Source organism: Pseudomonas sp. GM74, assembly GCF_000282455.1.
In the GTDB taxonomy this organism is placed as follows: domain Bacteria; phylum Pseudomonadota; class Gammaproteobacteria; order Pseudomonadales; family Pseudomonadaceae; genus Aquipseudomonas.
In genome coordinates, this window is sequence record NZ_AKJG01000150.1 from 24,849 (window position 1) to 46,198 (window position 21,350).

The 21,350-nt window shown below is 60.9% G+C and carries 17 protein-coding genes and 2 pseudogenes; 8 read left to right on the forward strand and 11 right to left on the reverse strand.

Going from position 1 to position 21,350, the window contains the following annotated elements:
* Positions 1-89: 89 nt before the first annotated feature.
* Both PMI34_RS29025 and PMI34_RS28440 read left to right on the forward strand, forming a co-directional pair.
* Positions 90-302: pseudogene (locus PMI34_RS29025) on the forward strand (N-acetylglucosamine-6-phosphate deacetylase); the annotation flags it as partial.
* Positions 297-530: pseudogene (locus tag PMI34_RS28440) on the forward strand (PTS N-acetyl-D-glucosamine transporter); the annotation flags it as partial. The pseudogenes PMI34_RS29025 and PMI34_RS28440, both read left to right, overlap by 6 nt.
* Positions 531-731: 201 nt before the next feature.
* Here the strand turns inward: PMI34_RS28440 and PMI34_RS04215 are convergent.
* Both PMI34_RS04215 and purL read right to left on the reverse strand, forming a co-directional pair.
* Positions 732-1,043, reverse strand: a complete 312-nt coding sequence (locus PMI34_RS04215) for a Nif3-like dinuclear metal center hexameric protein (protein ID WP_008053216.1) — start codon at positions 1,041-1,043, stop codon at positions 732-734.
* 5 nt (positions 1,044-1,048) lie between these two features.
* The gene (gene purL, locus PMI34_RS04210; protein ID WP_008053217.1) at positions 1,049-4,945 is read right to left on the reverse strand and encodes a phosphoribosylformylglycinamidine synthase; all 3,897 of its coding nucleotides are present in this window, start codon (positions 4,943-4,945) and stop codon (positions 1,049-1,051) included.
* A gap of 285 nt (positions 4,946-5,230) precedes the next feature.
* Here purL and mltF point away from each other — a divergent pair, with 285 nt between their 5' ends.
* Positions 5,231-6,691 carry a membrane-bound lytic murein transglycosylase MltF gene (mltF, locus tag PMI34_RS04205; RefSeq protein ID WP_032829871.1) on the forward strand — a complete coding sequence of 487 codons (1,461 nt, stop codon included), beginning with the start codon at positions 5,231-5,233 and terminating at the stop codon, positions 6,689-6,691.
* Positions 6,692-6,770: 79 nt separating this feature from the next.
* Here mltF and pdxJ read toward each other — a convergent pair whose 3' ends face one another.
* The 8 genes from pdxJ to lptF all read right to left on the reverse strand — a co-directional run bounded on the left by pdxJ (position 6,771) and on the right by lptF (position 15,195).
* Positions 6,771-7,517: a pyridoxine 5'-phosphate synthase gene (gene pdxJ, locus PMI34_RS04200; RefSeq protein WP_008053219.1), complete on the reverse strand. Its 747-nt coding sequence runs from the start codon at positions 7,515-7,517 to the stop codon at positions 6,771-6,773.
* A gap of 49 nt (positions 7,518-7,566) precedes the next feature.
* Positions 7,567-8,250 carry a DNA repair protein RecO gene (gene recO / locus PMI34_RS04195; RefSeq protein ID WP_008053220.1) on the reverse strand — a complete coding sequence of 228 codons (684 nt, stop codon included), beginning with the start codon at positions 8,248-8,250 and terminating at the stop codon, positions 7,567-7,569.
* Positions 8,251-8,422: 172 nt separating this feature from the next.
* Complete coding sequence (gene era, locus PMI34_RS04190; RefSeq protein WP_007973959.1) at positions 8,423-9,325, reverse strand: GTPase Era; 903 nt, start codon at positions 9,323-9,325, stop codon at positions 8,423-8,425.
* Complete coding sequence (gene rnc, locus PMI34_RS04185) at positions 9,318-10,007, reverse strand: ribonuclease III (protein WP_008053221.1); 690 nt, start codon at positions 10,005-10,007, stop codon at positions 9,318-9,320. The genes era and rnc overlap by 8 nt, the downstream gene beginning before the upstream one ends.
* A gap of 184 nt (positions 10,008-10,191) precedes the next feature.
* Complete coding sequence (lepB, locus tag PMI34_RS04180; protein ID WP_008053222.1) at positions 10,192-11,046, reverse strand: signal peptidase I; 855 nt, start codon at positions 11,044-11,046, stop codon at positions 10,192-10,194.
* Positions 11,047-11,051: 5 nt separating this feature from the next.
* Positions 11,052-12,851, reverse strand: coding sequence for a translation elongation factor 4 (gene lepA, locus PMI34_RS04175; protein ID WP_008053223.1), 1,800 nt, complete (start codon positions 12,849-12,851; stop codon positions 11,052-11,054).
* A gap of 171 nt (positions 12,852-13,022) precedes the next feature.
* A complete protein-coding gene (gene lptG, locus PMI34_RS04170; protein ID WP_008053224.1) occupies positions 13,023-14,084 on the reverse strand; it encodes an LPS export ABC transporter permease LptG in 1,062 nt (353 codons plus the stop codon).
* Positions 14,077-15,195: an LPS export ABC transporter permease LptF gene (lptF, locus tag PMI34_RS04165; RefSeq protein ID WP_008053225.1), complete on the reverse strand. Its 1,119-nt coding sequence runs from the start codon at positions 15,193-15,195 to the stop codon at positions 14,077-14,079. The genes lptG and lptF overlap by 8 nt, the downstream gene beginning before the upstream one ends.
* A 302-nt stretch (positions 15,196-15,497) precedes the next feature.
* Here lptF and PMI34_RS04160 point away from each other — a divergent pair, with 302 nt between their 5' ends.
* The 3 genes from PMI34_RS04160 to PMI34_RS04150 are packed head-to-tail and all read left to right on the forward strand — an operon-like array spanning position 15,498 to position 17,893.
* Positions 15,498-16,988 carry a leucyl aminopeptidase gene (locus tag PMI34_RS04160; RefSeq protein WP_032829875.1) on the forward strand — a complete coding sequence of 497 codons (1,491 nt, stop codon included), beginning with the start codon at positions 15,498-15,500 and terminating at the stop codon, positions 16,986-16,988.
* A gap of 60 nt (positions 16,989-17,048) precedes the next feature.
* Positions 17,049-17,477, forward strand: a complete 429-nt coding sequence (locus tag PMI34_RS04155) for a DNA polymerase III subunit chi (protein ID WP_008053227.1) — start codon at positions 17,049-17,051, stop codon at positions 17,475-17,477.
* Between the two features lie 8 nt (positions 17,478-17,485).
* Positions 17,486-17,893, forward strand: a complete 408-nt coding sequence (locus PMI34_RS04150; protein ID WP_008053228.1) for a hypothetical protein — start codon at positions 17,486-17,488, stop codon at positions 17,891-17,893.
* Positions 17,894-17,945: 52 nt separating this feature from the next.
* Here PMI34_RS04150 and PMI34_RS04145 read toward each other — a convergent pair whose 3' ends face one another.
* Entirely contained in the window at positions 17,946-18,713 is a 768-nt protein-coding gene (locus PMI34_RS04145) for a sulfite exporter TauE/SafE family protein (protein WP_008053229.1), read from the reverse strand.
* Between the two features lie 200 nt (positions 18,714-18,913).
* Between PMI34_RS04145 and xseA the strand changes: the two genes are divergently transcribed.
* Both xseA and PMI34_RS04135 read left to right on the forward strand, forming a co-directional pair.
* Complete coding sequence (gene xseA, locus PMI34_RS04140; RefSeq protein WP_008053235.1) at positions 18,914-20,293, forward strand: exodeoxyribonuclease VII large subunit; 1,380 nt, start codon at positions 18,914-18,916, stop codon at positions 20,291-20,293.
* Positions 20,294-20,296: 3 nt separating this feature from the next.
* On the forward strand, positions 20,297-21,118 hold the full coding sequence (locus tag PMI34_RS04135) for a M23 family metallopeptidase (protein ID WP_008053237.1): 822 nt from the start codon (positions 20,297-20,299) through the stop codon (positions 21,116-21,118).
* Positions 21,119-21,350 lie beyond the last annotated feature (232 nt).

Here is a 21,350-nt window from a genome sequence, read left to right on the forward strand (position 1 = left end):
GAATACTTCGCACTCAGGTTTTACGACTGCTACGCAGCCGAACGCAGGCTCCGCTAGCTGCTACAGGTCGAATTTCTTCCTCTGACCGCCACCGTCGGGAAGCGGCGAGGATCGTCGACGCGGCCCTCGCCCACGCCCAATACGCCGAACTGACTCCGGACTTGCTGCATGTTTATCCCGGCGCGATCCGTGTGGCCTTGCGTTCGATCCCGTACCTGTACTGCGTCACCGACTCGACCGCCGCCGGCGTGCCCAACGGCGAGTACAAGCCTGGCAACCACATCGTGACCAAATGCCTGGGCAGTGGCGACAATGTGCTGCAACTCGATTGCATCGCCATGACCCGCATCCGCCTGCAACTGGCCGATGGCAAGGCCTTGTCGGAATGTGATTTGAAAGCGCTGGGTTGCCAGGGTGTGAGTCAGCCGGACGGTGGTGTTTGGCATCTGTTGATTGGTGACAAGGCGCCGAGTTTGAGTGATGCGCTGGAAGCATTGGTCAATCGTAGCGAAGTCAGTGCCAAGGTTTAGATTTTGGAAACACACCGAACCAGTGTGGGAGCGGGCTTGCTCGCGAAAAGGCCATCACATTCAGCATCAATGTTGCCGGTTAGAGCGCCTTCGCGAGCAAGCCCGCTCCCACACTGGATCGGTGTACATCCTTTGAATCGCAACAAAAAAAACCCGCTGAAATCACTTTCAGCGGGTTTCTCATTTAAGCAGCCAGGAAGATCAGAAATCCTCCAGTCGCCACACTTCATAAGCCGGCGTCTCGTAGGGATGGCTCTGCTTCAGAGCCGCCACCACCGAGCGAATCAACTCATCGGCCACCACCAGCTCAACCTTCCATTCCTCGACCTGCTCGACCTGCCCTGCCTCACCAATGAACGGCTGACTGCCATCCAGTGGACGAAACTGGCCGAGGCCCAGCACCTGCCATGCACAGTGGTCGTAAGCACCGATCCGCCCGCCACCGGCGGCGAATACGGCGCTTTTGACCACTTCGACATGACTGTCGGGAACAAAAAAACTGAGCTTGTACACGGCTATCAGTTAACCCACACGCGAGCATTACGGAACATGCGCATCAACGGTGCATCTTCGTTCCAGTCATCGGAACGCCACGAGTTCTGCACGGCACGGAACACACGTTCCGGGTGCGGCATCATGATGGTCACGCGACCGTCGCGACTGGTCAAACCGGTGATCCCGCGCGGCGAGCCGTTCGGGTTGGCCGGGTAGTTTTCGGTGACCTTGCCGTGGTTGTCGACGAAACGCATCGCCACGCAACCGGACAGATCGGCTTCCAGCAGTGCCTCTTCGCTGGAGAACTCGGCATGGCCCTCACCGTGGGCGATGGCGATCGGCATGCGCGAACCGGCCATGCCCTGCAGGAAGATCGAGTTCGACTCCTGGATCTGCACCATGGCAACACGGGCTTCGAACTGCTCGGAACGGTTGCGCACGAAGTGCGGCCAGAACTCGCTGCCCGGGATCAGCTCGTGCAGGTTGGACATCATCTGGCAACCGTTGCACACGCCGAGGGTGAAGCTGTCGTTACGTTCGAAGAAGCCCTGGAACGCATCGCGGGCACGGCTGTTGAACAGCGCGGATTTCGCCCAGCCTTCACCGGCACCCAACACGTCACCGTAAGAGAAGCCACCGCAAGCGACCATACCCTTGAACTCGTTCAGGTCGACACGGCCGGCCAGAATGTCGCTCATGTGCACATCGATTGCGTTGAAACCGGCGCGGTCGAACGCAGCCGCCATTTCCACCTGACCGTTGACGCCCTGCTCACGCAGTACGGCAACCTGTGGGCGAATGCCTTTCTTGATGTAAGGCGCGGCGATGTCCTGGTTGATGTCGTAGCTCAGCTTGACGCTCAGGCCAGGGTTGTCTTCTTCCAGCAGCACGTCGAACTCCTGCTCGGCGCAGTCGGCGTTGTCACGCAGACGCTGGATCTGGTAGCTGGTCTCGGCCCACTGGCGTTGCAGCAGACGGCGCTGGCCTTCGAATACGGTGTCACCGTTGAAGGTGATGCCGATCTCGCTATTGTTGACTGGCTGACCGATCACCGACACGCAGTCACCCAGGCCGGCAGCGCTGAACTGCGCGAGGATGTCCGGGGTAGCGTCCTGGCGAACCTGGATCACGGCGCCCAGTTCTTCGTTGAACAGGATGGCGGCGATGTCGGCGCTGGTTTCCGCCAGACCGTCGAGGTTCAGGCTCAGGCCGCAGTGACCGGCGAAGGCCATCTCGACAACGCTGGTCAGCAGACCACCGTCGGAACGGTCGTGGTAAGCCAGCAGATGACCGTCGGCGTTGAGGCCCTGGATCACCGCGAAGAAAGCTTTAAGGTCTTCGGCGTCATCGACGTCCGGAGCCTGACTGCCGAGTTTGCCGTGAACCTGAGCCAGGATCGAGGCGCCCATGCGGTTCTGACCACGACCCAGATCGATCAGGATCAGGTCGGTGGTGCCCTTGTCCATGCGCAGTTGCGGGGTCAGAGTCTGACGGATGTCGGTCACTGGCGCGAAACCGGTCACGATCAACGACATTGGCGACGTGACGGACTTGTCCACGCCTTCATCGTTCCAGCGCGTGGCCATGGACATCGAGTCCTTGCCCACCGGAATGGTGATACCCAGCTCAGGGCACAGTTCCATGCCGACCGCTTTCACGGTGTCGTACAGGCGAGCGTCTTCACCCGGGTGACCGGCCGCCGACATCCAGTTCGCCGACAGCTTGATGTCGGAGATCTTGCCGATGCGCGAAGCCGCAATGTTGGTCAGGGTTTCACCGATGGCCATGCGACCCGACGCCGGGGCGTCCAGCAGTGCCAGCGGAGTGCGCTCGCCCATGGCCATGGCTTCACCGGTATAGACGTCGAAGCTGGTGGCGGTGACGGCAACGTCGGCCACCGGCACCTGCCACGGGCCGACCATCTGGTCACGGGCCACGAGGCCGGTGATGGTGCGGTCGCCGATGGTGATCAGGAAGCTCTTGCTGGCCACGGCCGGGTGATGCAGAACGCGCTCGACGCAGTTGGCGATGTCGAGGGTCGACGGATCGAAATCGTCGCCCAGCTCGTTTTCACGAACCACCGAACGGTGCATGCGCGGAGCCTTGCCCAGCAGCACTTCCAGTGGCATGTCCACCGGGCTGTTGCCGAAGTGGCTGTCGGTCACGGTCAGCTGCGGTTCGGCAGTGGCTTCACCGACCACGGCGAACGGGCAACGCTCACGTTCGCAGATCGCCTTGAAGCGCTCGAAATCAGCCGGACCGACCGCCAGAACGTAACGTTCCTGGGATTCGTTGGACCAGATTTCGTGCGGGGCCATGCCCGGCTCGTCGTTTGGAATGTTGCGCAGTTCGAAACGGCCACCACGGTCGCCGTCGTTGACCAGTTCCGGGAAGGCGTTGGACAGACCGCCCGCACCCACGTCGTGGATGAAGCTGATCGGGTTCTTGTCGCCCAGCTGCCAGCAACGGTCGATGACTTCCTGGCAGCGACGTTCCATTTCCGGGTTTTCGCGCTGTACCGAAGCGAAGTCGAGGTCTGCCGAGCTGGTGCCGGTGGCCATGGAGGAAGCCGCGCCGCCACCCAGGCCGATCAACATCGCCGGGCCGCCGAGCACGATCAGCTTGGAGCCGACGACGATCTCGCCTTTCTTGACGTGTTCTTCACGGATGTTGCCCATGCCGCCAGCCAGCATGATCGGCTTGTGATAACCGCGAACTTCGTCACCGTGCGGGGTGGTGATCGATTGTTCGAAGGTACGGAAGTAGCCGGTCAGGGCCGGACGACCGAATTCGTTGTTGAACGCAGCGCCGCCCAGCGGGCCTTCGATCATGATGTCCAGCGCGGTCACGATGCGCTCAGGCTTGCCGTACGGCACTTCCCACGGCTGTTCGAAGCCCGGGATCTGCAGGTTGGACACGGTGAAGCCGGTCAGGCCAGCCTTCGGCTTGGCGCCACGGCCGGTCGCGCCTTCGTCGCGGATTTCGCCGCCGGAACCGGTGGACGCGCCCGGGAACGGGGCGATCGCGGTCGGGTGGTTGTGGGTTTCAACCTTCATCAGGATGTGCACCGGTTCCTGCACCGCGCCGTACTGGCGGGTCTCAGGGTCCGGGAAGAAACGACCGGCCACGGAGCCGACGATCACCGAAGCGTTGTCCTTGTAAGCCGACAGAACGCCTTCGCTATGCATCACGTAGGTGTTCTTGATCATGCCGAACAGGCTTTTTTCCTGGCTCTCGCCGTCGATGTCCCAACTGGCGTTGAAGATCTTGTGACGGCAGTGCTCGGAGTTCGCCTGGGCGAACATCATCAGTTCGATGTCGTGCGGGTTGCGCTTCAAGCCGACGAAGGCGTTGACCAGGTAGTCGATTTCGTCTTCGGCCAGGGCCAGGCCCAGCTCGGTGTTGGCCTTTTCCAGCGCGGCGCGGCCGCCACCCAACACATCGATGGCGGTCAGGGGTTTTGGCTCGGCGTGGCTGAACAGGCCGGCAGCCTGTTCGAGGTTGCCGAGGACGATCTGGGTCATGCGGTCGTGCAGACCGTCGGCGATCAGCCGGGCTTCAGCGTCGCTGAACTGGCCGGCCACGTAGAACGCAATACCGCGCTCCAGGCGCTGGATTTTCGCCAGGCCACAGTTGCGAGCGATGTCGCTGGCCTTGCTCGACCATGGCGAGATGGTGCCGAAACGCGGCAGCACCAGAAACAGACGACCGGTCGGTTCCTGTACCGGAACGCTTGGACCGTACTTCAGAAGGCGCGCAAGCACCTGCTGTTCGTCGCCGGTCAGGACGCCGGTAACTTCGGCGAAGTGAGCGAATTCAGCATACAGGCCACTGACAGCCGGAACCTTCTGGCTCAGTTGCTCAAGGAGTTTGCTGTGGCGAAAGGCAGAAAGGGCAGGAGCGCCGCGCAGGATCAACATCTTCGGGACAGCCTCGGGAAGGGGTGTGCTTTGAGGCCGTGCATTCTAGCCTAAACAGCCCGCGACATCACCCGAAACGCTACGCACGGTTGCACTCGGGTGTCGATCTGTGTTTCTGCCTCGAAAGTCAGGTTAATTGGGCGTGTGGCGACAGCTTATTTTTACTGTAACAAAATGCAGGCAAAGCCCATTCCTGCGGGGTTTCGGCCGGTTTTGTGATCTCTAGCAGACAACCCCCTCGCTGTCGAGATATGGCGCCCGTGGTCCTTTGCGTATACTGCGCAGATGTTTTTCCCAACGGCTTTGCGTCCGCGGTACGCCAAATGGCTGATCGCAACCGGACTCTTCCTGATGCTCGGTGGCTGTGTTGATAAACCCAACACGCTCGAGCGCGTAAAGGAGGATGGTGTGCTGCGGGTGGTTACCCGTAACAGCCCCGCCACCTACTTTCAGGATCGCAACGGTGAAACCGGCTTCGAATACGAGCTGGTGAAGCGCTTCGCCGACGATCTGGGGGTCGAGCTCAAGATCGAGACCGCCGACAACCTCGATGACCTGTTCAACCAGGTCGGCAAGCCCAATGGCCCGGTGCTGGCGGCGGCCGGTCTGGTCAGCAGCGAAGAGCGCAAGAAGCAGGTGCGCTTCTCCCACTCCTATCTGGAAGTCACCCCGCAGATCATCTACCGCAACGGCCAGTCACGGCCGACCGATGCGAAGGATCTGGTGGGCAAGAAGATCATGGTGCTCAAAGGCAGCACCCACGCCGAACAACTGGCGCAGCTGAAACAGAAATTTCCCGGCATCGAATACGAAGAGTCTGACGCGGTCGAGGTCGTCGATCTCCTGCGCATGGTGGACGAAGGTCAGATCGACCTGACCCTGGTCGACTCCAACGAAGTGGCGATGAACCAGGTGTACTTCACCAACATCCGGGTCGCCTTCGACCTCGGTGACGCCAGCAACCAGAGCTGGGCCGTCGCCCCGGGCGACGACAACAGCCTGCTCAACGAAATCAACGACTACCTCGACAAGGTCAAGAAGAACGGCACCCTGCAACGCCTCAAGGACCGCTACTACGGGCATGTCGACGTCCTCGGCTACATGGGCGCCACCACGTTTGCCCAACACTTGCAGCAACGCCTGCCCAAGTACGAACAGCACTTCAAGTCGTACGCCAAGAAAGAGAAAGTCGACTGGCGCCTGCTGGCGGCCATCGGGTACCAGGAGTCGTTGTGGCAACCGGCGGTCACGTCCAAGACCGGCGTGCGCGGCCTGATGATGCTGACCCAGAACACCGCGCAGGCCATGGGCGTGTCCAACCGCCTGGACCCCAGGCAGAGCATCATGGGCGGCGCCAAGTACCTGGCCTACATGAAAGACCAGCTCGACGATTCGATTCAGGAGCCGGACCGGACCTGGTTTGCCCTGGCGGCCTACAACGTCGGCAGCGGCCACCTGGATGACGCACGCAAACTGGCGGCCAAGGAAGGGTTGAACCCGGACAAATGGCTGGATGTGAAGAAGATCCTGCCGCGCCTGTCGGAAAAGAAGTGGTACAGCAAAACCCGATACGGCTACGCCCGTGGTGGCGAACCGGTGCATTTCGTGGCGAACATCCGTCGCTACTACGACATCCTGACCTGGGTCACGCAGCCGCAGCTTGAGGGCGATCAGGTCGCCGAGGGCAAACTGCTTGTTCCGGGGATCGACAAGAGCAAGCCTGCTCAAGAGCCAGCCCCGCTCTGACAGAACAACCTGGATCAAATGTGGGAGCGGCGGTGCGACGATTCGACTTGCTCGCTCCCACAGGGTTTTGTGTTGGTTTTTAAGCCTTGGCAGCCGCCGCCAGAATCAGCGCCTTCATCTCCGAAACCGCCGACTTGAAGCCAACGAACAGCGCATGGGCCACCAGCGCATGGCCGATGTTCAGCTCGTTGATGCCCTTGATCGCCGCCACGGCTTCAACGTTGTGATAGTGCAGGCCATGGCCAGCATTGACGATCAGGCCCTGGGCCAAACCAAACGCAACGCCATCGGCCACACGCTTGAGTTCTTCGGCGACTTCGGTCGGCGTCTCGGCATCGGCATAACGCCCGGTGTGCAGCTCGATGGCAGGCGCGCCGACACGGCGGGAGGCTTCGATCTGGCGCTCATCGGCATCGATGAACAGCGACACTTCGGAGCCGATCTTCGACAGGCGCTCGACCGCCGCCTTGATACGCGCTTCCTGCCCCGCCACGTCCAGACCGCCTTCAGTGGTCAGTTCCTGACGGGTTTCCGGCACCAGGCAAATGTGCGCCGGACGAATGCGCTCGGCGAACTGCATCATTTCTTCGGTGACGCCCATTTCGAAGTTCATGCGGGTTTGCAGCACGTCCTTGAGCAGCAGCACGTCGCGCTCCTGAATGTGCCGACGGTCTTCACGCAGGTGCACGGTGATGCCGTCGGCGCCCGCCTCTTCCGCGTCCAGTGCCGCCTTGACCGGGTCCGGGTAACGGGTGCCCCGGGCCTGACGCAGGGTGGCAACGTGGTCGATGTTCACGCCAAGAAGAATACGGGTGCTGGTGGTCACGGAAGCGCTCCAGAAGAAGAGAAAGTTCGGTGCACAGCATACGGTGTGATCAGGGCTTGCGAAACAGCTCGCGACTGACAAGCGGACGGCCGCCCAGGTGAACGGCCAACGCCTGGCGCATCAGGCGCTTGGCGGCGGACAGAGCACCGGGGGCGGACCAGTCGGCTTCGGCCATGGCCAACAGCTCGGCGCCATTGAACAGGCCAGGCTGCAGCAGATAGACCCGTTCCAGCCCCGCATCCACTTGCAGGCGGTAGAGACCGTCCGGCGCGATGGGCTGATCATGAATATCAGCAGTCAGGGAAAAACCGTAGCCGAGGTCATCGAGCAAACGCCACTCGAAGGAGCGCAGCAAGGGCTCCAGCGGGCGACCTTCGGCCAAGGCCAGCAAGGTGGCGGCGTAATGATCGAACACCGAAGGGAGCGGATCTTCAGCAGGCAACAGGCGAATCAGCAGCTCATTGAGGTAAAGACCGCTGAACAGCGCCTCGCCGTTGAGCCAGGTGGAAACCCCGGCACTCTCCATGCGCCCGACATTCTTCAGCTCGCCCTTGCCCCGGAACTCGACTTCCAGTGGCACGAACGGCCGCGCCAGCGTCCCGGCCTTGCCCCGCGCACTGCGCAACACCGCCCGCAGCCGGCCTTGCGGCGTGAGGAAGTCCACCAAAGCGCTGTTTTCACGATAGGCGCGGGAGTGCAGGACGTAGGCGGGTTGGGCGATGGGTTGGGACATAAAAATCGCAGTGCTCAATGAAGGAATGCCGTTTTACATACAACCCAAAACCAATGTGGGAGCGGGCTTGCTCGCGAAGGCGGCGTAACAGTCAACATCACTGCTGAATGTTACATCCTCTTCGCGAGCAAGCCCGCTCCCACAGGGTTCTACGGTGCAACGCCAATCGGGTTTACAAGTCGCCGTAACCCAAGGAACGCAATGCACGCTCGTCATCGGACCAGCCGCCCTTAACCTTGACCCACAGGTTGAGCATGATCTTGGAGTCGAACAGCAGCTCCATGTCCTTGCGCGCTTCGGTGCCGATACGCTTGATGCGCTCGCCCTTGTCGCCAATGATGATTTTCTTCTGGCCATCGCGCTCGACGAGGATCAGGGCATGGATATGCAGGGTCTTGCCCTGCTGCTTGAACTCTTCGATTTCAACGGTGATCTGGTACGGCAGCTCGGCGCCCATCTGGCGCATGATTTTCTCGCGCACAAGCTCCGCGGCGAGGAAACGGCTGCTGCGGTCGGTGATCTGGTCTTCCGGGAAGAAGTGATCGTTTTCCGGCAGGTGCTCGGCAATCACGCGCTCCAGTGCATCGAGGTTATGCCCGTGCTGTGCGGAAATCGGGATGATCTGCGCATTCGGCAACTGCTCCTGCAACCAGCTCAGGTGCGGCATCAGCTCGGCCTTGTCTTCGATGCGATCGGTCTTGTTCAACGCCACGATCAGCGGGCCGGTCACGTACTGGACGCGCTCGAGAACCATCTGGTCCTCTTCGGTCCACTTGGTGCGGTCGACCACGAAGATCACCACGTCGACGTCTTTCAACGCCGCCGAAGCGGTCTTGTTCATGTAGCGGTTCAGGGCCTTCTCGCCACCCTTGTGCATACCGGGGGTGTCGACGTAGATCGCCTGCACATCGCCCTCGGTCTTGATACCGAGCATGTTGTGACGGGTGGTTTGCGGTTTGCGCGAGGTGATCGCCAGCTTCTGACCCAGGATGTGGTTCAGCAGCGTGGACTTGCCCACGTTCGGACGGCCGACGATGGCAACATAGCCACAGCGAGTTGCGTTTGTATCAGTCATTGCCATTCTCCACACCCAGGGCAATCAGTGCTGCGGCGGCCGCTACCTGTTCGGCAATACGACGGCTCACACCCTGACCTCGGCTTTTTTCATTCAGTAAGATGATTTCGCATTCGACGAAGAACGTCCGGCAATGCGGCTCACCCTGGATATCCACCACTTCGTAACGCGGCAGCTCACAACCACGGGACTGCAGGAACTCCTGCAGGCGGGTCTTTGGATCTTTGTTGGTGTCGACCAGTGTCAGGCCTTCGAACTCGCCGGCCAGCCAGGCAAGCACACGCTCGCGGGCCATTTCCATGCCGGCATCGAGGTAGATCGCACCGATCAACGCTTCGAGGGCATCGGCCAGAATCGACTCGCGACGGAAACCGCCGCTTTTCAGCTCGCCCGAGCCCAGGCGCAGGTATTCGCCCAGATCGAAACCACGGGCCAGTACGGCCAGGGTCTCACCTTTGACCAGACGCGCGCGCAAACGCGACAACTGGCCTTCGCGGGCCAGAGGGAATCGCTCGAACAACGCCTCACCGGCGACGAAGTTGAGAATGGCGTCACCGAGGAATTCCAGGCGTTCGTTGTTGCGCCCGGCAAAGCTGCGGTGAGTCAGGGCCAGGACCATCAGTTCCTGATCCTTGAAGGTGTAGCCGAGCTGACGCTCTAGACGGCTTAAGGAGACGCTCACGGTTTACCCACGCTGAGTTCGTGGCTGGATTCCACCGCCATCGCCGTAAGGCGGCGCAGGCTTGGGACAATTAAAGCTGTGTTCAAAAATAACGTCCTGAATATCATTGTTTTCATGCCTCTGGCGCCCATTGTGCCGGTTCCAGAAATGCATTCGGCGCTGTGTTCAACAGCGCCGTGTCTGATTACTTGATCAGGCCAACCCGCGAGAAATTCGGCAGGTGGCTGAGTTTGGGTTCCGGCCAGCTCATCCAGACCGCAAAGGCCTTGCCGACGATGTTCTTGTCGGGAACCATGCCCAGCAGATCCTTGGGAATGTTCGGATCATCCCAGTAGCGACTGTCGTTCGAGTTGTCGCGGTTGTCGCCCATCATGAAGTAGTGCCCGGCCGGCACGGTCCACGAGTGGTCCGGCATGGCGCGGTAGCGGCTCATTTCCTTGCGGATCATGTGCTCGGCCGCCCCGAGTTTTTCCTTGTAGAGCTCAGCGCTGCCCAGCGTGCCCGGCTCGGAGCCGACCAGTTGTTCGGCAATCGATTGACCGTTGACGAACAGGCGCTTGTCGGCGGTGTAGCGAACCGTGTCGCCCGGCAAGCCAACCACACGCTTGATGTAGTTGACGTTCGGGTCGCTCGGGTAGCGGAACACCATGACGTCGCCGCGCTGCGGATCACCGACTTCGATGACTTTCTTGTCGATCACTGGCAAGCGGATCCCGTAGGAAAACTTGCTCACCAGGATGAAGTCGCCGACATCCAGGGTTGGCTTCATCGAACCGGAAGGAATCTGGAACGGTTCCACCAGGAACGAACGCAGCACCAGCACGATGAACAACACCGGGAAGAACGACTTGCCGTATTCAACCAGCAGCGGCTCTTTGTTCAGCTTCTCGACCACGACCATGTCAGGCTGGCTGACGCTGCCCTGATAGGACGCGATGGCGGCACGCCGACGCGGGGCCAGGATCAACAGATCGAGCAACGCCAACAGGCCGCAGACGAACACGGCAATGACCAGCAACAGCGGGAAATTTAGCGACATAGGACCTAACTATCCAACCTGAGCACGGCAAGGAAGGCCTCCTGTGGAATTTCCACATTGCCGACCTGCTTCATGCGTTTCTTACCGGCCTTTTGCTTTTCCAGCAGCTTCTTCTTACGGCTGACGTCACCACCGTAGCATTTGGCCAATACGTTCTTTCTGAGCGCCTTGACGGTTGTCCGCGCCACAATCTGCCCGCCAATGGCGGCCTGGATTGCCACGTCGAACATCTGCCGCGGAATCAGTTCTTTCATCTTCTCGGTCAACTGGCGACCTTTGTAGTGCGAGTTGTCACGGTGCACGATCAGCGCCAGGGCGTCGACCTTGTCACCGTTGATCAGCACGTCCAGTTTCACCAGGCTGGCCGATTGATAACGATCGAAATGGTAGTCCAGCGAAGCATAGCCGCGACTGGTGGACTTCAGGCGATCGAAGAAGTCCAGCACCACTTCGTTCATCGGCAGGTCGTAGGTCACTTGTACCTGGGAGCCGAGGAACAGCATGTCAACCTGCACACCACGTTTTTCGATGCACAGGGTAATGACGTTGCCCAGGTGCTCTTGCGGCACAAGAATATTGGCGCGCACGATCGGCTCACGCATGTCTTCGATCGAGGACAGGTCCGGGAGCTTCGACGGGTTATCGACGTAGATCGTCTCACCGGTCTTGAGCAGCAGCTCGAAAATTACCGTCGGCGCCGTGGTGATCAGGTCCAGGTTGTACTCGCGCTCCAGGCGCTCCTGGATGATTTCCATGTGCAGCATGCCGAGGAACCCGCAACGGAAACCGAAGCCCAGGGCGTCGGAACTTTCCGGGGTGTACTGCAGGGACGAGTCATTGAGCGTGAGTTTTTGCAGGGCTTCGCGGAAATCTTCGAAGTCGTCGGAGCTGACCGGGAACAGACCGGCGTAAACCTGCGGCTGAATACGTTTGAAGCCTGGCAGTACATCAACGTCCGGCGTCGAGCTCAAGGTCAGGGTGTCGCCCACTGGCGCACCGTGAATGTCCTTGATGCTGGCGATGATGAAGCCCACCTCACCGGCCTTGAGGTCAGCGGTAGGGGTGTGCTTCGGGTTGAATACACCGACGCTGTCTACCAGGTGGATCTTGCCGGTGGACTTGACCAGGATCTTGTCGCCCTTCTTCACACGACCGTGGCGCACGCGTACCAGGGAAACAACGCCCAGGTAGTTGTCGAACCAGGAGTCGATGATCAACGCTTGCAGCGGATCTTCGTAGTTGCCGGTCGGTGCAGGAATGGTGGCGACCAGGCGTTCGAGCACTTCGTCGACGCCCAGGCCGGTCTTGGCCGAGCACTCGACCGCATCGGTGGCATCGATGCCGATGATTTTTTCGATTTCTTCTTTGACGCGGTCCGGATCGGCCTGTGGCAGGTCGATCTTGTTCAGCACCGGCATCACTTCCAGGCCCTGCTCGATCGCCGTGTAGCAGTTGGCAACCGACTGCGCTTCAACGCCTTGACCGGCATCGACCACCAGCAGCGCGCCTTCACAGGCGGCCAGCGAACGGCTCACCTCATAGGTGAAGTCAACGTGGCCGGGGGTATCAATGAAGTTCAGCTGGTAGTTGATACCGTCGCGAGCCTTGTAATACAGGGTGACGCTGTGCGCCTTGATGGTGATCCCGCGTTCACGCTCGAGGTCCATGGAGTCCAGGACCTGGGCTTCCATTTCGCGCTCGGCGAGGCCGCCACACATCTGGATGAAACGATCGGCCAGCGTCGACTTGCCATGGTCAATGTGGGCGATGATGGAGAAATTGCGGATATGACTCAAATCACTCACGGATCAACACTCAAAAAGGCTGCAGGCATGGCCCGCCGAAAAATAGCCGGGAATTGTACCTGATCCACGGCGCAAGCGTCACGTTCGCAGGTCAGACGGCGCCTACAAAAACGCCCCGGTCTTGCGACAAGGGCGTTTTCTAACGTCAAAGCGGTCGGGAAGTGCCCGCCATCAACCTGCTCGACGCAACAGCCAGAGCCCCGCCACGGCACAAATACCCGCCGGCACCAGCACCGAAAGCAACGGTGGGAAGCCGAATACCTGGCTCGAAGGCCCCAGCAGATCCTGAACGATGCGGAAGGTGAAGCCCACCAGAACACCGGTGAACACCCGTTGACCCAGGGTCACCGAACGCAGCGGACCAAAGATGAAGGAAATCGCCATCAACACCAGAGCGGCAGTCACCAGCGGCTGCAACACCTTGACCCAAAATGCCAGCCAGTAGCGGCCATTGTTCAGCCCCTGGTCCGCCAGATAGTGGATGTAACTCCACAAGCCGCTGATCGACAGCGACTCGGGCACCATGACCACTGTGTTCAGCAACTGCGGGCTCAACGCAATGTTCCAGCGCTCTACCGGGGTCGAAACCACTTCGGTGCTGCGCTCGTGGAACAGCGTGGTCGTGACATCCGACAATTCCCAGTGCTCGTTTACGAAGTCGGCACGCTTGGCGAAGCTCGCCGACAGCATGTGCCGTTCGTTGTCGAAGCGATAACGGGTCACGCCATACAGAATGCCGTCGGGTTGTACCGAGTTGACGTGAATGAACTCATCGCCCTGGCGGTGCCACAAGCCGTGCTTGGCGCTTTGTGCATCACCGCTGCCCTGGGCCAGCGAGCGATTGGCCTGCGCTGTGGTTTCAGCGGGCGGTGCGACGTACTCGCCGACCAGCACACCGGCCAGCATCAATACCAGCATCGGTTTCATCACCGCCCAGACGATCCGGCCGATCGATACACCGGCGGCGCGCATGATAGTCAGCTCACTGTTGCTGGCCAGGCTGCCCAGACCGATCAGGCAACCGATCAGCGCAGCCATCGGCAGCATTTCGTACATCCGGCGCGGCGCGGTCAACAACACATAACTCAGCGCATCGACCAGGGTGTAGGTATCGCTGACTTCACTCATCTCGTCGATAAAGGCAAACAGGGTCGCCAGACCGAGAATGATCCCGAGCACCGCCAGGATCGCCATGAACACACTGCTACCAATGTAGCGATCCAGCTTAACCACGGGCCACCTCCAGCGCGCTGCGGCGACTCGCCCTCTTCAAGCGCAAGGGCTCCCAGTAGAGCAAGCCCAGGCCGATGGACAGGAAAATCCCGTGCACCCACCACAAGCCGAACACCGCGGGGATCTTGCCCTTGTCGAGGGCACCGCGGGCGGCAATCAGAATGGTCAGGTAACCCATATAAAGAAGAATCGCCGGCAGTAATTTGAGGAATCGGCCCTGACGCGGATTGACCCGCGCCAGCGGCACCGCCATCAAGGTCACGATGAACACCAGCAACGGCAGAGACATGCGCCATTGCAGTTCGGCGCGCAGGCGAATGTCGTCACTGCCGATCAACGTACTGGTCGGCATCGCATCACGGTCGGTGACTTCGTCGCTGACGTCCGGCTTTGGCAGCAATACGCCGTACTCGTCGTACTTGATCGCCCGATAGTCGGCCTGTCCCGGACTACCGTCATAGCGATAGCCGTTATCAAGAATCAGGTAGCGGTTGCCGTCCGGACGAATTTCCTGGCGTCCCTTTTCCGCCACCAGCACGGAAATCCCGCGATCCTTGTTATTGGAACTGATGTTTTTCTGCGAGATGAACACACCCGCCAGATTGACGCGGTCATCGGACATGCGCTCGGTATAGGTGACCCGGGTGCCGTCACGCAAAGCCTGGAAGCGCCCCGGCTCCAGGGTATCGAATTCGGTCAGGGCATCCTGCTTGTTCAACAGCAACTGAAACTGATTGGCCCCCTGTGGCGCCAGGCTCAGGCTCAGCCACGCCACGATGAGCGCAACCAGGGTAGCCGGGAACAGCGTCATGTAAACCAGCCGCTGCTGGCTCATGCCGGTGGCCGAGAGCACGGTCATTTCGCTTTCGAGGTACAGGCGCCCGTAGGACAACAGGATCCCGAGAAACAGCCCCAGCGGCAGGATCAGCTGAAGGAAACCCGGCAGGCGATAGCCCATGATCAGGAACAACGAACCCGGATCCAGCAGGCCCGAAGCCGCCTGGGCGAGGTATTTGATGAAGCGACCGCTCATGATGATGACCAGCAGTACGGCACTGACGGCGCTCAAGGTCAACAGGACTTCGCGGGATAGATAACGGAAGACGATCAAACCAGACACTCCAGGGTTGTCAGGCTAAGGCGGCCAAACAAGCAAACGTATCGGACGGCCCGCAAGGCAGAGCCGCCGAAAAAGATGGCGCATTATCCTGTGATTGTGTGCGCCTGTCACTGCGCAATGCATCCCGGGCTCGCTCCCACAATCGTACAACCGAGGGTTGTCAGCCGCCGGTAGCGAGGTTCAAACTGCGGCCTTTGTCGCCGGTCGATCCTGGCGCCTTTCTGTTTATAAGCAATCGACGCACATAAGGTGTCGGGCGCATGCGTGATAACCATCAATTCAGGGACCCGGACATGGAACTGGTTGTAAAAAGCGTCAACCCCGAAACGTTGAAGACCGCCACTCTCGTGGTCTCCGTCGGCGAAGGCCGCAAGCTCGGCGCTGTTGCCCGACAACTCGACGAACTGAGCGGCGGCGCGATCAGCGCTGTGCTCAAGCGCGGCGACCTGGCCGGCAAGGTCGGCCAGAGCCTGCTACTGCACAGCCTGCCGAACCTCAAGGCCGAGCGCGTGCTGCTGGTGGGTGTGGGCAAGGACGACGAGCTGGGTGACCGCCCGTTCCGCAAGATCATCGCCGGCATCCTCAACACCCTCAAAGGCCTGGGCGGCAGCGATGCAGTGCTGGCCCTCGACGAAGTCGTGGTCAAAGGCCGCGACAGCTATGGCAAGTCCCGCCTGCTGGCCGAAACCCTGGTGGACGGCGAGTACAGCTTCGACCAGTTCAAGAGCCAGAAAGCCGAACCCCGCGCGCTGAAGAAAATCACCCTGCTGACCATCAAGGCTGCCCAGGCTGAAGTACAGCGCGCCGTGACCCACGCCACCGCCATCGCCAACGGCATGGCTTTCACCCGCAACCTGGGCAATCTGCCGCCGAACATCTGCCACCCGACCTTCCTCGGTGAGCAGGCCAAAGACCTCGGCAAAGAATTCAAGGACCTCAAAGTCGAAGTCCTCGACGAGAAGAAGATCAAGGCCCTGGGCATGGGCTCGTTCTACGCCGTCGGCCAGGGCAGCGCCCAGCCTCCGCGCCTGATCGTCATGCAATACAACGGCGGCAAGAAGTCCGAGAAGCCGTACGCGCTGGTCGGCAAGGGCATCACCTTCGACACCGGCGGCATCAGCCTCAAGCCGGGTGCCGGCATGGACGAAATGAAGTACGACATGGGCGGCGCCGCCAGCGTGTTCGGCACCCTGCGTGCCGTGCTCGAACTGAAGCTACCGATCAACCTGGTGTGCATCCTGGCCTGCGCCGAAAACATGCCGAGCGGCAACGCTTCGCGCCCGGGCGACATCGTCACCACCATGAGCGGCCAGACCGTGGAAATCCTCAACACCGACGCCGAAGGCCGTCTGGTGCTGTGCGACGCACTGACCTACTCCGAGCGCTTCAAGCCGCAAGCGGTCGTCGACATCGCCACCCTGACCGGTGCCTGCGTAGTTGCGCTGGGTTCCCATACTTCGGGCCTGCTGGGCAACAACGACGAACTGATCGACCAACTGCTGAGCGCCGGCAAGGCCGCCGACGACCGTGCCTGGCAACTGCCGCTGTTCGATGAGTACCAGGAACAGCTGGACAGCCCGTTCGCCGACATCGCCAACATTGGCGGCCCGAAAGCCGGGACCATCACCGCAGCCTGCTTCCTGTCGCGCTTCACCAAGAACCTGAACTGGGCGCACCTGGACATCGCCGGCACGGCCTGGACCAGCGGCGGCAAGGACAAGGGCGCCACTGGCCGTCCGGTTCCCCTGCTGACCCAATACCTGCTGGACCGCGCCAAAGCCTGAAACCGCTGAAGGGCGGCGGTGTCACTTCCCGGTGACGCCGCTTGCCGCTCTGGAACCGCAATGACCAAAGTCGACTTCTATATCCTGCCCAGCGCCGATCCTTCGGCACGCCTGGACTTTGCCTGCAAGCTCACCGAGAAAGCCTGGCGCATGGGCCACCGCATCTACCTGCATTGCAGCGACGCGGCCCAGCGTGACGATCTTGATGCGCGGCTGTGGGCGTTCAAGGGCGAAAGCTTCGTGCCCCACGGCCCCGCCGACAGCGAACCTGAGGGTTTGATTGTCCTGGGGTTGGGCGATGACTGCGGTCAGCATCAGGATTTGCTGGTCAATCTCGACCTGAAAGTCCCGGCCTTCGCCAGCAGGTTCGCCCGAGTGGCGGAAGTGGTGGTGGAAGATCCGACGATCAGAGCGGCCGCGCGGGAGAGTTTCCGTTTCTACCGCGAACAGGGCTATCCTCTGCAAGATCACCGTTTACAGCGACTCTGAGCCTTTCAATGGACACTCCAAAACCGCTGCAACAGTCCGCGCACCTGCTGGACGACCTTGAGTCGATCCGCCAGTTGCTCGGCGACGACAACCTGCAACCGCCCCTGCTGACCGACACGGTCGAGGAAGGTGACCAGGAACAGATTCCCATGTTGTTCGACGCCGTAAGCGAGCCTTCGCCCCCCGTCGTAGCGACAACCCCTGCCCCCATCGTTGACCCCGTCACCACGGCGACGCCGGCGCCTGCCGCCAGCAAGAACCCGGATGACTTGCTGCACCTGGACAGTGAATTGCGCGCCGCCGCGCAGTTGATCATGCAAGACGTGATCGACGATTTCGCCCCGCACATCGAGACCGAAATCAAACGCCGCCTCAGTGCACGACTGGAGCGGTTGTTGAGCCAGTACAACGACTGAACAACTTGCGGTGGGGGGCTCCCACAAAAAGCCCCCGCCACAGGTTGAATCTTCAGGTGCCGAGATAGCGCCCGATCAATGCAACCCCGCTGGCCAGCACCAGCCACGTCACCAGCCGCACGAACGCTTCGCGGGACAAGCGCATGGTCAGCCGTCGACCGAACCACAGCCCCAGCACCATCGCCGGTAACAGACAAACCGCCAGCACCAGCAACGGCAAATCGGCATACACACCGGCGATGGCAAACAGGCTCAGACGCACCACCGTACTGCAACTGATCAGCGCACTCTGGGTCGCCCGCGCCGCCTCCTTGGGCAGCCGGCTGTTCAAATAGATCGCATAGAGAAAGCCGCCGCTGCCAAACAACGCGCCAAACATTCCGCCCACCGTCCCCATCGGCAGCGCCCACGCGGCGGACAACTGCGCCGGACGGACAGTTATCCACAGGCTGTAAATGGCATAGGCGCTGATAAACAACCCCATCAACAACAGCAACAGATCGGACTTGAGGTTCAGCAGGAAAATCACCCCCAGCGTGCACCCCACGGCCATGCAGGGCAGTAACCGCAACAGCTCCGGCCTGGCCACATTGCGCCGCGAAGGCACCAGATTGCCGAATGCCGCGACAAAATCGAGCAGCACCAGCAAGGGCACGATTTTCGACAGCGGCATGAACAGAATCAGAATCGGCCCCGCCACCAGCGCGGTGCCAAAGCCGGCGATGCCGAACACGATGTAGGCCAGGGCGATGCCGGCACCGATTACCAGCCAGTCCAGCGGGCCGAAGGGCCATTGGTTCAACAGTTCGAACACATTCATTCACGTATCTTCCTTGAATACCCGTCGGTGACTTTACCTTTGTGGGAGCGGGCTTGCTCGCGAAAGCGGACTAACATCCCAAATCAATGTGGCTGACACACCGTCTTCGCGAGCAAGCCCGCTCCCACATCAAGCGGCTCCACAAGGGAATTGTGCCGACACATGGAGATTGACCACCGAATGCCTTTAAACTGCGCCCCATGATTAAAGATCCCTTTGCAAGACTCGGCCTTGACCGCGAAGTCCTGACCGTCAGCCAGCTCAACGGCCGCGCGCGGGTGTTGCTCGAAGACGTGTTCAGCAACATCTGGGTCGAAGGCGAAATCTCCAACCTCGCCCGCCCGGCGTCCGGCCACGTGTATTTCACCCTCAAGGACAGTGGCGCCCAGGTGCGTTGCGCGCTGTTCCGGCAGAACGCGGCACGGGTTCGCCAAGCCTTGAAGGACGGCCTGGCGGTCAAGGTCCGTGGCAAAGTCTCGCTGTTCGAGGGACGCGGTGATTATCAGCTGATCCTCGACACCGTGGAGCCGGCTGGTGATGGCGCGTTGCGCCTGGCCTTCGATGCACTCAAGGAAAAGCTCAGCGCCGAAGGCCTGTTCAGTGCCGAACGCAAGGTGCCGCTGCCGGCGCATCCGCAACGCATCGGCATCATCAGTTCGCCCACCGGGGCGGTGATCCGCGACATCATCAGCGTGTTCCGCCGTCGTGCACCGCAGGTGCAGTTGACCCTGATCCCTACTGCCGTACAGGGCCGCGAAGCCACGGCGCAGATTGTCCGCGCCCTGAAACTGGCGGATGCCCGGGGTTTCGACGCCCTGATCCTGGCCCGGGGCGGCGGTTCGCTGGAAGATCTCTGGTGTTTCAACGAAGAAGCCGTGGCCCGCGCCGTCGACGCTTGCGTGACACCGATTGTCAGCGCGGTCGGCCATGAAACCGACGTGTCGATCAGTGATTTCGTCGCCGACGTTCGCGCGCCCACCCCTTCCGCTGCCGCCGAGTTGCTGGCACCGGACTCCAGTGACCTGGTGCGTCGGGTCGAGAGCCTGCACCGCCGGCTAGTGATGCGCATGCGTGACCGTTTGATGCGCGACCGCTTGCGCCTGGAAGGTATCTCTCGCCGCCTGCGTCATCCCGGCGAGCGCCTGCGCCAGCAAGCGCAACGCCTGGACGACCTGGACATGCGCATGCGCCGCGCGTTCGAGCGCAGCCTCAACACCCGTCGCGAACGCTTGATCCGTCTGGAAACCCGTCTGGCCGCACAACATCCTGGCCGGCAACTGGCAATGCTGCGCCAGCGCCTCGACAGCCTGGCCGAACGCCTGCCGCGGGCGATCCGCGAAGGGCTGAAGAACCGTCGCCTGCAACTGCACAGCCAGATGCAGACATTGCATGTAGTCAGCCCCTTGGCGACCCTCGGCCGTGGCTACAGCATCTTGCTGGACGAGCGCGGCAACGCGATCCGCAACGCCGCGCAAACCCATACCGGCCAACGCCTGAAGGCCAAACTGGGCGAAGGTGAACTGCAAGTGCGGGTCGAAGACAATCACCTGACGCCCGTCACCCTTTCTTTACTGGATTGATCCATGCCGCGTTTCTTTGCTCCGTTGTTGCTGCTGCTCCTGACCTTCAACGCCCACGCCGACAGCTACATCACCCGCCAGCTGAACAAACCGGTGCCGGGCGGCGTGGCGGTGGTGGACCTGGGCACCTCCGCCCAGGCGCCAAAAGCCACTTACCAAGGCAAACCGGTACTGGTGGTCAAGGAACAGAACAACTGGCTGGCCATTGTCGGCGTACCGCTGACGGTCAAGCCGGGGGCTCAATCGGTCAGCAGCGGCGGTCGCAATCTGAGTTTTACGGTTGGCAACAAGAAATACCCGGAACAGCGCATCACCCTGAAGAACACCCAACAGGTCAATCCGGACCCGGAAAATCTCAAGCGCATCGAGCGTGAACTGGCCGAGCAGATTACTGCCTACCGTACGTTCAGCCCCAACACCCCAAGCAACCTCCTGCTGGACAAGCCGGTGAACGGTCCACTGTCGAGCAAGTTCGGCGTACGCCGTTTTTTCAACGGTGAAGAGCGCAATCCCCACTCCGGACTGGACTTCGCCGTGCCCGGCGGTACGCCCATCAAGACCCCGGCCGCCGGCAAGGTGATCCTGATCGGCAACTACTTCTTCAATGGCAACACGGTGTTCGTCGACCATGGCCAAGGCTTTATCAGCATGTTCTGCCACATGTCGAAAATCGATGTGAAGGTGGGGCAGCCACTGGCCCGTGGTGACGTGGTCGGCAAAGTCGGCGCGACCGGCCGCGCGACCGGCCCGCACATGCACTGGAACATCAGCCTGAACGATGCGCGGGTCGATCCGGCTATCTTCATTGGTGCGTTTCAGCCCTGATTTTTCGCTGAGGCTTCTGGCCCCTTCGCGGGCAAGCCCGCTCCCACAGGGATTGCGCTGTACCTGTGGGAGCGGGCTTGCCCGCGAAGGCGGCATTTCAGTCACCAGAAGAATCCAAGACTGCCGTTTTTTCCAATTGCGCACCACTCGAACCTCGCGCAAACAACAAAACAATCACCACCAATCACAGCAATAAAATCTCGATAAACACCCGCTCACGAGTATTCCTCTC

What these genes read in the sequence shown, in the direction of transcription:
- purL (WP_008053217.1), bottom strand. Translation starts at nt 4,945, where the DNA reads ATGTTGATCCTGCGCGGCGCTCCTGCCCTTTCTGCCTTTCGCCACAGC.
- mltF (WP_032829871.1), top strand. Translation starts at nt 5,231, where the DNA reads ATGTTTTTCCCAACGGCTTTGCGTCCGCGGTACGCCAAATGGCTGATC.
- recO (WP_008053220.1), bottom strand. Translation starts at nt 8,250, where the DNA reads ATGTCCCAACCCATCGCCCAACCCGCCTACGTCCTGCACTCCCGCGCC.
- era (WP_007973959.1), bottom strand. Translation starts at nt 9,325, where the DNA reads ATGACTGATACAAACGCAACTCGCTGTGGCTATGTTGCCATCGTCGGC.
- lepB (WP_008053222.1), bottom strand. Translation starts at nt 11,046, where the DNA reads ATGTCGCTAAATTTCCCGCTGTTGCTGGTCATTGCCGTGTTCGTCTGC.
- PMI34_RS04160 (WP_032829875.1), top strand. Translation starts at nt 15,498, where the DNA reads ATGGAACTGGTTGTAAAAAGCGTCAACCCCGAAACGTTGAAGACCGCC.
- PMI34_RS04155 (WP_008053227.1), top strand. Translation starts at nt 17,049, where the DNA reads ATGACCAAAGTCGACTTCTATATCCTGCCCAGCGCCGATCCTTCGGCA.
- PMI34_RS04150 (WP_008053228.1), top strand. Translation starts at nt 17,486, where the DNA reads ATGGACACTCCAAAACCGCTGCAACAGTCCGCGCACCTGCTGGACGAC.
- PMI34_RS04145 (WP_008053229.1), bottom strand. Translation starts at nt 18,713, where the DNA reads ATGAATGTGTTCGAACTGTTGAACCAATGGCCCTTCGGCCCGCTGGAC.
- xseA (WP_008053235.1), top strand. Translation starts at nt 18,914, where the DNA reads ATGATTAAAGATCCCTTTGCAAGACTCGGCCTTGACCGCGAAGTCCTG.
- PMI34_RS04135 (WP_008053237.1), top strand. Translation starts at nt 20,297, where the DNA reads ATGCCGCGTTTCTTTGCTCCGTTGTTGCTGCTGCTCCTGACCTTCAAC.